The organism is Mesorhizobium sp. GbtcB19 (genome assembly GCF_019091085.1).
Classification (GTDB): domain Bacteria; phylum Pseudomonadota; class Alphaproteobacteria; order Rhizobiales; family Rhizobiaceae; genus Mesorhizobium.
In genome coordinates this window covers 29,695-42,464 of record NZ_JAGXJY010000011.1, presented here as the reverse complement: position 1 = coordinate 42,464, position 12,770 = coordinate 29,695, and the positions used below count along the sequence as shown (strand labels likewise).

Annotated in this window: 16 protein-coding genes; 11 read left to right on the top strand and 5 right to left on the bottom strand. The window is 63.4% G+C overall.

Annotated elements, in window-relative coordinates; translation table 11 throughout:
* Positions 1–34 precede the first annotated feature (34 nt).
* The 3 genes from KVT37_RS19210 (at position 35) to KVT37_RS19200 (ending at position 2,423) form a co-directional block, all read left to right on the top strand.
* Positions 35–1,366: a dihydroorotase gene (locus KVT37_RS19210; RefSeq protein WP_217575927.1), complete on the top strand. Its 1,332-nt coding sequence runs from the start codon at positions 35–37 to the stop codon at positions 1,364–1,366.
* Between the two features lie 51 nt (positions 1,367–1,417).
* Positions 1,418–1,642 carry a hypothetical protein gene (locus KVT37_RS19205; RefSeq protein WP_127228498.1) on the top strand — a complete coding sequence of 75 codons (225 nt, stop codon included), beginning with the start codon at positions 1,418–1,420 and terminating at the stop codon, positions 1,640–1,642.
* A 67-nt stretch (positions 1,643–1,709) separates the two neighbouring features.
* Positions 1,710–2,423 carry a nucleotidyl transferase AbiEii/AbiGii toxin family protein gene (locus KVT37_RS19200; protein ID WP_217575925.1) on the top strand — a complete coding sequence of 238 codons (714 nt, stop codon included), beginning with the start codon at positions 1,710–1,712 and terminating at the stop codon, positions 2,421–2,423.
* Positions 2,424–2,432: 9 nt separating this feature from the next.
* On the opposite strand, the gene KVT37_RS19195 is transcribed toward KVT37_RS19200, so the two are convergent.
* From KVT37_RS19195 to KVT37_RS19180, 4 genes are all read right to left on the bottom strand, one after another.
* Complete coding sequence (locus KVT37_RS19195; protein ID WP_217575923.1) at positions 2,433–3,215, bottom strand: hypothetical protein; 783 nt, start codon at positions 3,213–3,215, stop codon at positions 2,433–2,435.
* Between the two features lie 235 nt (positions 3,216–3,450).
* Positions 3,451–3,708, bottom strand: a complete 258-nt coding sequence (locus KVT37_RS19190) for a hypothetical protein (protein ID WP_040984202.1) — start codon at positions 3,706–3,708, stop codon at positions 3,451–3,453.
* Positions 3,709–4,065: 357 nt separating this feature from the next.
* Positions 4,066–4,443 carry a TIGR02301 family protein gene (locus KVT37_RS19185; RefSeq protein WP_217575921.1) on the bottom strand — a complete coding sequence of 126 codons (378 nt, stop codon included), beginning with the start codon at positions 4,441–4,443 and terminating at the stop codon, positions 4,066–4,068.
* An 84-nt stretch (positions 4,444–4,527) separates the two neighbouring features.
* A complete protein-coding gene (locus KVT37_RS19180) occupies positions 4,528–4,938 on the bottom strand; it encodes an NUDIX hydrolase (RefSeq protein WP_217575919.1) in 411 nt (136 codons plus the stop codon).
* 118 nt (positions 4,939–5,056) lie between these two features.
* On the opposite strand from KVT37_RS19180, the gene KVT37_RS19175 reads away from it, so the two are divergent.
* The gene (locus KVT37_RS19175; RefSeq protein ID WP_217575917.1) at positions 5,057–5,818 is read left to right on the top strand and encodes an SOS response-associated peptidase; all 762 of its coding nucleotides are present in this window, start codon (positions 5,057–5,059) and stop codon (positions 5,816–5,818) included.
* 108 nt (positions 5,819–5,926) lie between these two features.
* Here the strand turns inward: KVT37_RS19175 and KVT37_RS19170 are convergent, their stop codons facing one another.
* On the bottom strand, positions 5,927–6,082 hold the full coding sequence (locus KVT37_RS19170; protein WP_140755187.1) for a hypothetical protein: 156 nt from the start codon (positions 6,080–6,082) through the stop codon (positions 5,927–5,929).
* Positions 6,083–6,473: 391 nt separating this feature from the next.
* Between KVT37_RS19170 and cysS the strand changes: the two genes are divergently transcribed.
* The 7 genes from cysS to cimA all read left to right on the top strand — a co-directional run bounded on the left by cysS (position 6,474) and on the right by cimA (position 12,604).
* Entirely contained in the window at positions 6,474–7,925 is a 1,452-nt protein-coding gene (gene cysS / locus KVT37_RS19165; RefSeq protein ID WP_217575915.1) for a cysteine--tRNA ligase, read from the top strand.
* A 283-nt stretch (positions 7,926–8,208) separates the two neighbouring features.
* Entirely contained in the window at positions 8,209–8,607 is a 399-nt protein-coding gene (locus KVT37_RS19160; RefSeq protein ID WP_217575913.1) for an endonuclease domain-containing protein, read from the top strand.
* The gene (locus KVT37_RS19155) at positions 8,604–8,990 is read left to right on the top strand and encodes a VOC family protein (RefSeq protein WP_217575911.1); all 387 of its coding nucleotides are present in this window, start codon (positions 8,604–8,606) and stop codon (positions 8,988–8,990) included. The genes KVT37_RS19160 and KVT37_RS19155 overlap by 4 nt, the downstream gene beginning before the upstream one ends.
* Before the next feature lie 21 nt (positions 8,991–9,011).
* Positions 9,012–9,503: a GFA family protein gene (locus tag KVT37_RS19150; protein ID WP_217575909.1), complete on the top strand. Its 492-nt coding sequence runs from the start codon at positions 9,012–9,014 to the stop codon at positions 9,501–9,503.
* Complete coding sequence (locus KVT37_RS19145; RefSeq protein WP_217575907.1) at positions 9,500–9,976, top strand: GFA family protein; 477 nt, start codon at positions 9,500–9,502, stop codon at positions 9,974–9,976. Before KVT37_RS19150 ends, KVT37_RS19145 begins: the two co-directional genes overlap by 4 nt.
* Positions 9,973–10,938 (top strand): prolyl aminopeptidase, encoded by a 966-nt coding sequence (gene pip / locus KVT37_RS19140; RefSeq protein ID WP_217575905.1) that lies wholly within the window; start codon positions 9,973–9,975, stop codon positions 10,936–10,938. The genes KVT37_RS19145 and pip overlap by 4 nt, the downstream gene beginning before the upstream one ends.
* Before the next feature lie 49 nt (positions 10,939–10,987).
* The gene (cimA, locus tag KVT37_RS19135) at positions 10,988–12,604 is read left to right on the top strand and encodes a citramalate synthase (protein ID WP_217575903.1); all 1,617 of its coding nucleotides are present in this window, start codon (positions 10,988–10,990) and stop codon (positions 12,602–12,604) included.
* Positions 12,605–12,770: the final 166 nt, after the last annotated feature.

Here is a 12,770-nt window from a genome sequence, read left to right as displayed (position 1 = left end):
GCCACACTCCCCCCGCAAGAGATTGGACCTGCCAATGGCAACCACCTTCGACCTCATCCTGACAGGCGGCACGGTGATCAACCACGACGGCGAGGGAAAGCGCGACATCGGCGTGAAGGCCGGGCGCATCGCGCGGATCGGCGATCTCGGTCAGGCTTCGGCAGGCGAGACCATCGACTGCGCGGGTCTGCACGTCCTGCCGGGCGTCGTCGACAGCCAGGTGCATTTCCGCGAACCGGGGCTGGAGCACAAGGAAGACTTGGAGTCCGGCTCCCGCGCCGCGGTGCTCGGCGGTGTCACCGCCGTCTTCGAAATGCCCAACACCAATCCGCTGACCACCAGCGAGGCGGCGCTCGCCGACAAGGTGCGCCGCGCCACCGGGCGCATGCACTGCGATTTCGCTTTCTGGGTCGGCGGCACGCGCGACAATGCCGGCGATGTCGGCGAACTGGAACGGCTGCCGGGAGCGGCCGGCATAAAAGTGTTCATGGGCTCGTCCACCGGCGATCTTCTTGTCGAGGACGACGAAGGCGTCGCTTCGATCCTGCGCAACACCCGCCGCCGCTCCGCCTTCCACTCGGAGGACGAGTTCCGCCTTCGCGAACGTCTCGGCGAGCGCGTCGAAGGTGATCCGTCGTCGCATCCCGTCTGGCGCGACGAGATCGCAGCACTTCGCTGCACGGAGCGCCTTGTGCGTATCGCCAGGCAGACGCGCGCGCGCATCCATGTGCTGCACATCTCGACGGCCGAGGAGATCGTCTTCCTCGAACAGCACAAGGATGTCGCGACCTGCGAAGCGACGCCGCACCATCTGACGCTGACCGCCGACGACTATGCGCGGCTGGGCACGCTGATCCAGATGAACCCGCCGGTGCGGGCACCGCGCCACCGCGACGGCGTCTGGCAAGGCATTTCGCAAGGCATCGTCGATGTGCTGGGATCCGACCACGCGCCGCACACGCTGGCCGAAAAGGCAAAGCCCTACCCGGCCTCGCCGTCGGGCATGACCGGCGTGCAGACCCTGGTGCCGATCATGCTCGACCATGTGAATGCCGGCCGGCTCACCTTGCAGCGCTTCGTCGATCTTTCCAGCCATGGCCCGCAGCGCATCTTCGGTATGGCGGGGAAGGGTCGCATCGCCGCCGGCTACGACGCGGATTTCACGGTCGTCGACCTGAAGCGGCGCGAGACCATCACCAATGCCCAGGCCGGCTCCAGGGCCGGCTGGACGCCCTATGACGGCAAGCAAGTGACCGGCTGGCCGGTCGGCACCATCGTGCGCGGCACGCGCGTCATGTGGGAGGGCGAGATCGTGACACCCGGCCAGGGCAGGGCAGTGGAGTTTTCCGAGGCGCTGCCGGCTTAGCCCTGCCAAAAATTGGATTTGTTAAGCGCTCTGCATTATCTTGGATGCGCTATGACCGACAACATCGCGCCAATCATTCCTGCAGAGTTTCCGGAGCTCCAGGCACTCGCCTGGAACCGCGATGTCGCGCGCCCCATCCCGGCTAAAGAGGCTTTTGCGCTTTACGAGCGCAACTGGCGCTTTGTCGATCAAAAGCGCCTCACGGCGCGTGAGAAGCTGCTTATCATGAAATTGGCTGACGAATTCGGCCACGGCATCCTTCTGACCACATCGTGATAATCCATCTTTCTGTCCCCGACGCGCCCAATCGCTGCGGCCGACGGGAATATTGCGGGTAGAAATAATGAAGGCGTTTGGAAAACCGGAACATAAGGTAATTGCCGAAGCGCTCGGATTGATGGATCGCGACTTTCTGACGGCCAACCAATGCTGGTTTGGCGGTGGCACGGCCATTGTTATGAAGCTCGGGGAATATCGCCGGTCACTGGATCTGGATTTTCTTTGCGCCGATGCTGGCGGCTACCGCGAGCTGCGAACACGAGCATCCGAACTCGGCGTTCGAGCCTTTTTTCCCGGGCCAGTCGAAGCTGCTCGGGATTTCCAAATCGACCAATATGGCCTGAGGACAGTGGTACGCCTGAGGGAGCAACCTATCCGGTTCGAAGTCGTCCGGGAGGGCCGCATCGATTTGCGCGGTCATTTTGACGAGGATTTGGGGATACCGGCCCTTGTTCCTGCAGATATGTTCGCGGAGAAGCTGCTGGCGAATGCCGATCGATGCCAGGATCGTGCTGTCGCATATCGCGATGCCTTCGATCTCGGAATGCTGATCAAGACCTACGGGAAAATCCCTGCCGACGCTCTCGACAAGGCGCAAGCCGCCTATGGCCCCGACATCCAGCGCAAAGTCATCTGGGTGGTAGACAAGCTCCGAGACAAAGACGAACTGCGCGATGCGGCCGAGGTCTTGCAAATGGACCCAGCGGTAGGTGCTGACGCCATCTCGGCCTTGCAAGAGGAAGCGGCTCGCATCTGGCCGGAGACCGGAAAGAGATAAGTTTCCCGCTTAATCCCCGGCGACAAAGAAGAGCCACTGCCCCGTCGGCGTGATGCCGACGCGGTAGAAGATGTAGGCGCCGAACTGCTTCATGTCGTCATAGTCGCTTGCCGTGACCAGCTTGAACAATTCGACGCGCTGCCTGGCATCGAGCGTGTCGAGCGGCAGCGCGAAGAAATACGGCCAGACATAGAGTTCCTGCGGCGAGCCGGTGTCGACATGAACGTAGCCGGCCGACAGCACCTCTTCGAGGATGGCGAGGATTTCCTGGCCGTCGCCGTCGCCCGAAAGGCTCTTGAGGAAGGTGACCGGGTCGCCGTCAATGTCGCCCAGCGACAATTGCGTCATCGCATCGCCCTTACCGATCAGCGGCCTGAGCTTCTCGATATCGCCGCTCCTGCAAGCCTCGATGATCAGCCCATGCATGCGCTTGACCGGTTCGGGAAGCGTGTCGAGGTCGTAGACGACCGCAGGCGGCGGCGCATCGGGATCGGCGCGCGGGCTGGTGATACCGCCATTGGCCGGCGGCGTTTCCGGCTCCGACTTGTCCGTGTCGTCGGCCGGCTGGCCGCTGTCCGAAGGCTTGGTGCCGGGCGCCTCCGGCGTCGGCACGGCGATGCCCGGCGCACCACTGGCGGGCGGAGTGACCGGGGAGGGCAGATCCTCGCGCTGGATCTCGCTCAGCGCGTAGGACGGCGTGCTGGTGAGGCACAGGGACAATGCCAGGCAGGAAGCGGCGATCAGGATGTTGAGGGTCAGCCCGCGTGGCTGGCCGGACATCGAAAATCTCACCGCTTGCCTCTCCATTGTTACCGGGCCCGATCCGGGCGGCGCTTTAAATGACCAAGCGCGTTGGGCATGATGCCCAAACGGTACGCATCCGTCAAAAAGTGACTGCTAAAAAGTCGCTGTCAAAACGGGCGACTAAGCATGTCTCCCGAAAGTGGGAACCGGTTTCGGGATAAAGACATGCGTAAAATCAAAAACCTAAAGCGCATGGAGCGAATCTGAAAGATCGCGACGCGCTTTAGTGCTTCAGCCGTTCCGGCTCGAACGCGCCGGCGATCACCTTTTCCCGCATGCGGTCGAGCAGCGCGAGCGCCGAGGTCTCGCCATTGGCGCGCAGCATCTCGCCGAAAGCGGTCTCGAGCGCTGCTTCGGCGATGATTTCCGGTTCGATGCCAGCCGACAGGCCTTCCGCCCAGGCTTCGCTGTGGCTCTCCACGGCGGTCAGGCGCTTTTCTTCCCTGACCAACGCGTCGATGTCGCTGACACCATGTTCCATTGCGATGTCCACCTTCTGCAAGCGGCGATCCGGACCGATGGATCTGGCTTGGTCTGCCAGTTCGTCCGCAGTCTCACTTAAGTTCTTGTAAATACGACATTTTTAGGGTCGCAATTCACATTGCCGGCAAGGCTGCCCTCAATCGATGCCGAGCTTAGCCGATTAGACCGGCTTGCGGCATCAAAACCTTCAGTTTGAGTTAATTCCACAATTGTGCACTAACGTTTCATTAACGCTGTTGCGCAAGTGCCACACATGATTGCACCAGAGCGGGACAGGAGACAATAAGGCACGTCACATTGGCGCCAATTGTCGCAAAAAAATCTGGGCAAAACGCGCTTGGCGGCCGAGCCGGCCTCAATTGCCATAGCGGGAAGCGATGTCGCGTGACAACGTCTCGCCTTCCTTCATATAGCGGGCGATGGCCTCAGTGGCCGAAGGCGTGCATTGCGTATAGGTGCCGCTGAAGGAGCGGTAGCCGCGGTTGAACGAGGCGATGAAGCGGGCGCGCCGGTCGGGATCGGGGTTTTCCGATTCGAGCAGCTTTTCCATCTCGACCCGCCACTGGTCACCCTTCTCGCCGCAAAGGTTGCGCAGGAAATGCAGCGAGCCCAGCACTTCGGCCAGCCGCATCAGCCCGGGCTCGAAGGGCGCCTCGGCGGCGAGCGTCGGCCGCGCCACCACTGCCATGCTGATGGCAAGGCATGCGGCAAGAAAGGGCGAGGCGCGGGTCATCAAAGCCTTGGCGTGAGGGAGCTAAAGCTTTGTGGCGAAACATTTTGTCGCCGGCAAGGTGATTTTGCCGGTTGCCTGCGCGTCCTAAACGACCCCGAGCAATTCCTCGGCCACCGAGAAAACGTCGCCGGCCAGCGGCATCGCGGCCATTTCCGCCAGCGTATAAAAGGCCGCGGTCTCGGCGTCGTCGCTGGCCACGGGTTCGCCGCGGGCATAGGCGGCGCCGAACACCGTCAGCAGATAGTCGACCGCGTGATTTTCGCCGCTGCCGTCGATATGGATGTCGCGCAGCGGGCGGTAGCCTGTCGCCTCGAGACCGGTTTCTTCCAGCAATTCGCGCGCGGCGGCCTCCGCCAGCGTTTCGCCCGGCTCGACCTTGCCGCCGGGATAGGCGTAGAGCCCTTGCGACGGTGCCCGCGCGCGTTTGACGAGAAGCACTGTCTTGCCGCGCACGACGGCGACGGAGACGGCTGGGACGATCTTTCTGGATTCCATATTAGCCGATTTGCGTTGCAGCCTTGTTGTGGACCGATTGGCCCGATCAAGCTTTAGCCGTTGCGGCGTGGCGGTTCCATCGCCACTTTCATCGAACATCAATCGACGAGCCAGATCCATGTGCGGACGCTTTGCCCTGACCGCCACGCCGGACCAGACCGCCGCCTTGCTTGGCCTTGCGGAGCTGGAGGAATTTCCGGCGCGCTACAACATCGCGCCGACCCAGCCGGTGCTGATGGCGCTTGCCGGCCCGCAGCGGGAGCCGGGCTCGAACCTGCCGGACCGCCAGGCGATGCTGGTGCGCTGGGGTCTGATACCGGCCTGGGTCGAAGACACAAAGGCGTTTCCGCTGCTCATCAACGCCCGCTCCGAAGGCGTGCTGCAAAAGGCCTCGTTCAAGACCGCCATGCGCCACCGCCGCGCGCTTGTGCCGGCCTCCGGTTTCTACGAGTGGCAGCAGTCGGGTAGCGGCAAGGGTCAGCCCTACTGGATCCGCCCGCGACGCGGCGGCGTGGTCGCCTTCGCCGGCCTGATCGAGACTTTTTCCGAACCGGGCGGCTCCGAGATGGATACCGGCGCGATCATTACGACCGAGGCCAATACCGGCATAGCTCACATCCACGACCGCATGCCGGTGGTGATCGAGGAACGCGACTTCGCCCGCTGGCTCGATTGCCGCACGCAGGAGCCGCGCGACGTGCTCGACCTGCTCAAGCCCACTGAGCCCGATTTCTTCGAAGCGATTCCGGTTTCGGACCTCGTCAACAAGGTCGCCAACACCGGGCCTGAGATTCAGGAGCAGGGCATCGTTTCGCCGCAGGCGGAAAAGCCGAGGCGCCAGAAGTCTGGCGCGGACGAAAACCAGATGACTTTATTTTAGCGAAGGCTGCCTCGGGAGGGCTGCTTTGGGGCCTTCATCTCAAAGGCGCTCTATGGCGCCTTCATCGCCGGCATCCCCATCGTCGGGGACGGTGCCGGTCGTGCCGTTTCAGGCAGCGCGCGGCGAGACGATCTTCTGCGCCGGCTTCTTCTTCTTCGCGGTGTGAAGAAGGGCTGCGACGATAGCCGCCGGGCCGATCGCGCGGTAGTGGCTGGCCAGTGCGGGCTGCGTTTGTCGGTTCTGTTCTTGCTTGCTACGAGCCATGATTCTCTTCCCTGGTAACGGTTTCGTGTTCAGCGTTTGGCGGCGGATTCCGACCAAATCGTGACATCTGGCGGTCTAGCCGGCGAATGTTTCATCACTGTGCCGACATGTTTAATAAAATGTTTCGGCCTGTCTTTACCTGTGATCCGACGACATCTTTCCCAAGTGGAGCGACTTGACGGCAACACCTGCCGGCGCGATAAAGCCGGCCATGAAAACGTCTTTCGCCATTTGTGGCATTTGCATTATTGGCTAGCCTCGCGCTGGTCCGGACGTTTTCGCCTCATCTTTCCCTAGAGTGGACAAACGCCCCGGCCAGCAGGCTGGAGCCAGATTTGTGCCTGCGGCGCGGATTCGGTTTCAGCGAACCCAAATTAAGGACCGGGACCGCATGTCTGACGCATCGAAAGGCCTCAGCCTCTACAACACGCTAACGCGGGCGAAGGAACCTTTCGTTCCGATCGACCCGCAAAATGTGCGCATGTATGTTTGCGGCCCGACCGTCTACGACTTTGCCCATATCGGCAATGCGCGTCCGGCGATCGTCTTCGACGTGCTCTTCCGTCTGTTGCGCCAAGTCTACGGTGAAAGCCATGTCACGTATGTGCGCAACATCACGGACGTCGACGACAAGATAAACGCCCGCGCGCTGCGCGACTTCGGCGACGACATCGCGACCGGAAAACTGTCGCTCAACGACGCCATCCGCAAGGTCACCGAAAAAACGGCCGACCAGTACCACAAGGACGTCGCCGCACTCGGCTGCCTCGAGCCGACCTATGAGCCGCGCGCGACGGAGTTTGTAGCACCCCGCGCGGACGGCAAGGCCGACATGCTGTCGCTGATTTCGCAACTGATCGAGCGCGGCCACGCCTATGTCGCCGGCGGCGAGGTGCTGTTCGACACCGCCTCGATGCCTGACTATGGTGAATTGTCGAAGCGCAATCTCGACGAGCAGCAGGCCGGCGCCCGCATCGCGGTCGACGCGCACAAGAAGAGCCCCGGCGATTTTGTGCTGTGGAAATTGTCGAGCCCGGAAGAGCCCGGTTGGGAAAGCCCGTGGGGCAGGGGCCGGCCCGGCTGGCATATCGAATGCTCGGCCATGTCGGCCGCCTATCTCGGCGAAGTCTTCGACATCCATGGCGGCGGGCTGGACCTGATCTTCCCGCACCACGAGAACGAGATCGCCCAGTCGCGCTGCGCCCACGGCACCAGGGTCATGGCCAATGTCTGGATGCACAACGGCTTCCTGCAGGTCGAAGGCCAGAAGATGTCGAAGAGCCTCGGCAATTTCTATTCGATCCACGAATTGCTGGAGACCGAGACTTTTGGTGGCCGCACCTGGCCCGGCGAGGTGCTCAGGCTGGCGATGCTGATGACGCACTATCGCGAGCCGATCGACTTTTCGGTGCGCAAGCTGGAGGAGGCGGAAAACACGCTGCGCAAATGGAAACGCGCCGCCGATCTCGCCCCCGCGGCCGCGAAGGAATTGCCGGCCGAGGTGGTGGAAGCGCTGTCCGACGATCTCGCCACCTACACGGCGTTCCAACGCCTGACGCAGCTGACCGGCGAGGCAGGTGAGTTCGGCGGTGCCGGCGAGAATAAGCCTGCCGCATCGCTCAAGGCAGCGCTGGCCTTCCTCGGCTTCGATGTCGGCGCCGCCAAGGTGGACGAGGTAGCGGTGGCAAAGGCGATCGCGGATCGGCTCGCGCTGATTGCGGCCAAGAATTGGGGCGAAGCGGATCGCGTTCGCGACGAGCTGCTGGCGCAGGGCGTGCAATTGAAGGACGGCAAGGACGCGGTCACGGGCGCGCGCATAACGACGTGGGAGGTGAAGCGGTGATGGTGTCGCAGGACATCGTTGCAAGACTGGCGGAGGCGCTTGTGACGGCCAATCTCCCCCCTTGCGGGCGAGATGTCCGGCAGGACAGAGGGGGGTGTGACGGAACGCCGACCTCTCCGCCTGCCGTAGGTGACAGTGTGCATCTTCTGAAAGTCCAGCGCTCTTTCGTTGCCACGTCGGCGGGACAGCACCCCCCTCTGTCCTGCCGGACATCTCCCCCGCAAGGGGGGAGATGTGCTGTCGCGTGCGGTTTCGCTAACCTCCAGCGTTGGGCGGCCTGAGCATGGGCCACGACCGCGTTCCATCCCGTCAGCGCAAGAACGCCAAATCGATGCGCAAAGCGATGACCGATGCCGAGCTGAAGCTTTGGAACGAGTTGCGTGCTCACAGGCTGATGGGCATGAGCTTTCGGCGACAGGTGCCGATAGGGCCTTACATCGTCGATTTCGCATGCTCGACCCATTGTCTCATTCTCGAGGTCGACGGCAGTCAGCATGGCGAGACCGAACACTCTCTGCGTGACGAGGAAAGAAGCGCCTTTCTGGCTGCCAGCGGCTGGACCATCCTGCGCTTCTGGAACGACGACATAATCCGCGATATCGACAATGTCTGCCAGCACATCGTCATCGTGGCCGGCCTGGCCGATGCGCCCGCGCCACCAAGGGAGGAACTCGTTCCATGATCGACCATCTCGGCATCAGCGTCGCCGATTTCGACGCATCGAAGGCCTTCTACGACAAGGCGATGGCGCCGCTGGGGGCTTCGCTGCTCTACATGGTGCCGCAGGAATATACCGGCGGCGCCAAGGTCGGCGGCTATGGCCGCGACCGGCCGGTGTTCTGGGTGAGCGCGGGCAAGGAGAAGCCGAAGGACCACCAGCATATCGCCTTCACCGCGCGCAGCCGCGCCGAGGTCGACGCCTTCCATGCCGCGGCGCTTGCCGCCGGCGGCAGGGACAATGGCGGGCCGGGCCTGCGTCCGCATTATCATCCCAACTATTACGGCGCGTTCGTCTTCGATCCCGACGGCAACAATGTCGAGGCGGTTTGTCATGACCCGGCGTGAGCCCAAGATCAGGAGCGAGCGATGAGCCTCGACAACCGGCCGATCTACACCGGCGGCTGCCAATGCGGCGCGGTGCGCTTCCGCGTCGAGGGCGCGCTTGGCGATGCCTCCGTCTGTCATTGCCGCATGTGCCAGAAGGCGAGCGGCAATTTCTACCTGCCGCTGGTGTCGGTGCGCGGCGCCACGCTCGACTGGACGCGCGGTGAGCCGAAACGCTTCCGTTCGTCCAACGCCGCCTGGCGCGGCTTCTGCGCCGACTGCGGCACGCCGCTGACCTTCGAGGCGCCGGATGGCGTGGCGCTGGCGATTGCCGCCTTCGACGACCCGACCGGCATCGCGCCCACCGTCCAGTGGGGGACGGAGGCAAAGCTCCCCTATGTCGACGGCATCCCGAAACTGCCGTCCGAGGACACGATGGCCGATATCGCCTCGGCGCCGTATCTCGCCGAGCTCGTTTCCTATCAGCATCCCGATCACGACACCGACCAATGGCCGCCGGAGGAAAGACCATGACCGATCAAGTTCGAACCGGCGGCTGCCAATGCGGCGCGGTGCGCTTCCGTATCAAGGGCAAGCTCGGGCGCCCGTCCATCTGCCACTGCCGCATGTGCCAGAAACAGTTCGGCTCTTTCTTCGGCGCGCTGGTGACGGTGCCGAAGGACGGCGTCGAATGGACCCACGAGGAGCCGAGCTATTTCCAGTCGTCGGTCAACATCGATCGCGGCTTCTGCGCCCGCTGCGGCACGCCGCTGACCTACCGCCAGCCCGGCGCGCTGGAGATCGCCATCGGCGCTTTCGACGACCGCTCCGATCTCGCGCCGCAGATCCAGGTCAACTACGCGGTTCGCCTGCCCTGGGTGGAGAAGATCTTCGAGGCGCCGACCCTCGACGATCCCGATTTCTATCGACGGCAGGAGCAGATCATCTCCTTTCAGCATCCCGACCACGAGACGGCCAACTGGCCACAGCAGGGCTTGAAACTATGACGATCCACGGCAGTTCCTTGCGCAGCCTCTATCCGGAGGTCGAGCCGTTCGAGTCCGGCATGCTCGATGTCGGCGACGGCCACACCATTTATTGGGAGCGTTCCGGCACCAGGGGCGCCAGGCCCGCCGTGTTCCTGCATGGCGGTCCGGGCGGCACCATCTCGCCGAAACACCGGCGCCTGTTCGACCCGAAGCTTTATGACGTCATCCTGTTCGACCAGCGCGGCTGCGGCAAGTCGACGCCCAACGCTTCGCTCGAGGCCAACACCACCTGGCACCTCGTCGCCGACATCGAACGCCTGCGCGAGATGGCCGACTTCGACAAATGGCTGGTGTTCGGCGGCTCCTGGGGCTCGACGCTGGCGCTCGCCTATGCCGAGACGCATCCCGAGCGCGTCAGCGAGTTGGTCGTGCGCGGCATCTACACGCTCACCCGCGCCGAGCTCGAATGGTACTATCAGTTCGGCGTCTCGGAGATGTTCCCCGACAAATGGGAGCGTTTTGTCGCCCCGATCCCCGAGGCCGAGCGCGGCGACATGATGGCCGCCTACCGCAAGCGGCTGGTCGGCTCGGACCGCAAGGCACAGGTGGAGGCGGCGCTCGCCTGGAGCCTGTGGGAAGGCGAGACGATCACGTTGCTTCCCGAGCCCGAGACCAGCGGCAAGTTCGGCGAGGACGACTACGCGGTCGCCTTCGCCCGCATCGAGAACCATTATTTTGTCCATGCCGGCTGGCTGGAGGAGGGCCAGCTGCTGCGCGATGCGTGGAAGCTCAAGGACATCCCCGGCACCATCGTCCACGGTCGCTACGACATGCCGTGTCCGGCTAAATATGCCTGGGCGCTGCACAAGGCCTGGCCGAAGGCGGATTTCCATCTCATCGAGGGGGTAGGGCACGCCTATTCGGAGCCGGGGATACTCGATCAGTTGATCCGGGCGACGGATCGGTTCGCGGGGAAATGATGATGCACGTCCGCGCTCTACGGCGATCGCGGCCTTTCGAGCTACAGCCATGACAAAGCAACGCCTCTATCTCTTCGACACCACGCTGCGCGACGGCCAGCAGACGCCGGGCATCGACTTTTCCGTCGAGGACAAGATCGCGATCGCAAAACTGCTCGACGAGTTCGGCATCGACTATGTCGAGGGCGGCTATCCGGGCGCCAATCCGACCGACACCGCCTTCTTCCAGAAGAAGCGGACGGCGAAAGCCAGCTTCGTCGCCTTCGGCATGACCAAGCGGGCAGGGGTCTCGGCTTCCAACGACCCGGGGCTGGCGGCGCTGGTGCAGTCGGAGTCCGACGCCATCTGCTTCGTCGCCAAGAGCTGGGACTATCACGTCCGCGTCGCGCTCGGCTGCACCAATGAGGAGAACCTGGAGTCCATAAAAATCTCGGTCGAGACGGCTGTCGCGGCCGGCAGGGAAGCGATGGTCGACTGCGAGCATTTCTTCGACGGCTTCAAGGCCAATCCGGACTACGCGCTGGCCTGCGCCAGGACCGCCTATGATGCCGGCGCGCGCTGGGTCGTGCTGTGCGACACCAATGGCGGCACGCAGCCCTCGGAAGTACGCGCCATTGTCGAGAAGGTGATCGCCGGCGGCATCCCGGGCGATCATCTCGGCATCCACGCACATGACGACACCGGCCAGGCGGTGGCGAATTCCCTCGCCGCCGTCGAGGCCGGCGTGCACCAGATCCAGGGCACGTTGAACGGCATCGGCGAGCGCTGCGGCAACGCCAATCTCATCTCCATCATCCCGACGCTGGCGCTGAAGCCAGCCTTCGCCGACCGATTCGAAACCGGCATTTCGGCCGAAGCGCTGACCGGGATTTCCAGGCTTTCCCGCGCGTTTGACGAATTGCTCAACCGCGCCCCGGAAGCGCAGGCGCCCTATGTCGGCGCCTCAGCCTTCGCCACCAAGGCCGGCATCCATGCCTCCGCTTTGGCCAAGGAGCCGGCGACCTACGAACACGTGCCGCCGGAAGCCGTCGGCAACCGCCGCCGGGTCATGGTCTCCGACCAGGGCGGCAAGGCCAATTTCCTCGCCGAGTTGAAGCGGCGCGGCATCGACGTGCCGAAGGACGATCACCGGCTCGACGCGCTGATCGCCGTGGTCAAGGAGCGCGAGGCCGAAGGCTACGCGTATGAGGGCGCCGACGCGTCCTTCGAGTTGCTTGCGCGAAAAATGCTGCACGGCTTGCCGGAGTTCTTCAACGTCACCTCTTTCCGCTGCATGGTCGAGCGCCGCTTCGACGCCAACGGCAATCTGAAGACCGTCTCCGAGGCGATCGTGAAGGTCGAGGTCGATGGCGAGGAGAAGATGTCGGTGGCGGAAGGTCACGGCCCGGTCAACGCGCTCGACATCGCGCTGCGCAAGGACCTCGGCAAATACCAGAGCGAGATCGTCGACCTCGAGCTTGCCGACTTCAAGGTGCGTATCCTCAATGGCGGCACCGAGGCCATCACCCGCGTCCTGGTCGAATCGCACGATTCCACCGGCGCCCGCTGGTGGACGGTCGGCGTGTCGGAAAACATCATCGACGCCTCTTTTCAGGCGCTGATGGATTCGATCATCTACAAGCTGATGAAGAACCGCGAGATGGCTGGATTGGTGGCTGCGGAGTAGCACCGCCTCATTTCCTCGCCCCCGCAAAGCGGGGGAGAGGTGGCCCGGCGAAGCCGGGACGGAGAGGAGGACGCCCTCCGCGAAGCCAGAGTGGATGCAAGAGAGGGTGGGAGGCTGGTCATCCCGAAGCGGTAATTGTCAACCGCCGCGCTGGCCCCTCTCCGTC

Coding starts and splice junctions, on each gene's coding strand:
- KVT37_RS19185 (WP_217575921.1), bottom strand. CDS start 4,443: ATGACCCGCGCCTCGCCCTTTCTTGCCGCATGCCTTGCCATCAGCATG.
- KVT37_RS19170 (WP_140755187.1), bottom strand. CDS start 6,082: ATGGCTCGTAGCAAGCAAGAACAGAACCGACAAACGCAGCCCGCACTG.
- KVT37_RS19150 (WP_217575909.1), top strand. CDS start 9,012: ATGAGCCTCGACAACCGGCCGATCTACACCGGCGGCTGCCAATGCGGC.
- KVT37_RS19200 (WP_217575925.1), top strand. CDS start 1,710: ATGAAGGCGTTTGGAAAACCGGAACATAAGGTAATTGCCGAAGCGCTC.
- KVT37_RS19160 (WP_217575913.1), top strand. CDS start 8,209: ATGGGCCACGACCGCGTTCCATCCCGTCAGCGCAAGAACGCCAAATCG.
- KVT37_RS19175 (WP_217575917.1), top strand. CDS start 5,057: ATGTGCGGACGCTTTGCCCTGACCGCCACGCCGGACCAGACCGCCGCC.
- KVT37_RS19190 (WP_040984202.1), bottom strand. CDS start 3,708: ATGGAACATGGTGTCAGCGACATCGACGCGTTGGTCAGGGAAGAAAAG.
- KVT37_RS19210 (WP_217575927.1), top strand. CDS start 35: ATGGCAACCACCTTCGACCTCATCCTGACAGGCGGCACGGTGATCAAC.
- KVT37_RS19180 (WP_217575919.1), bottom strand. CDS start 4,938: ATGGAATCCAGAAAGATCGTCCCAGCCGTCTCCGTCGCCGTCGTGCGC.
- KVT37_RS19155 (WP_217575911.1), top strand. CDS start 8,604: ATGATCGACCATCTCGGCATCAGCGTCGCCGATTTCGACGCATCGAAG.
- KVT37_RS19145 (WP_217575907.1), top strand. CDS start 9,500: ATGACCGATCAAGTTCGAACCGGCGGCTGCCAATGCGGCGCGGTGCGC.
- cimA (WP_217575903.1), top strand. CDS start 10,988: ATGACAAAGCAACGCCTCTATCTCTTCGACACCACGCTGCGCGACGGC.
- cysS (WP_217575915.1), top strand. CDS start 6,474: ATGTCTGACGCATCGAAAGGCCTCAGCCTCTACAACACGCTAACGCGG.
- KVT37_RS19205 (WP_127228498.1), top strand. CDS start 1,418: ATGACCGACAACATCGCGCCAATCATTCCTGCAGAGTTTCCGGAGCTC.
- pip (WP_217575905.1), top strand. CDS start 9,973: ATGACGATCCACGGCAGTTCCTTGCGCAGCCTCTATCCGGAGGTCGAG.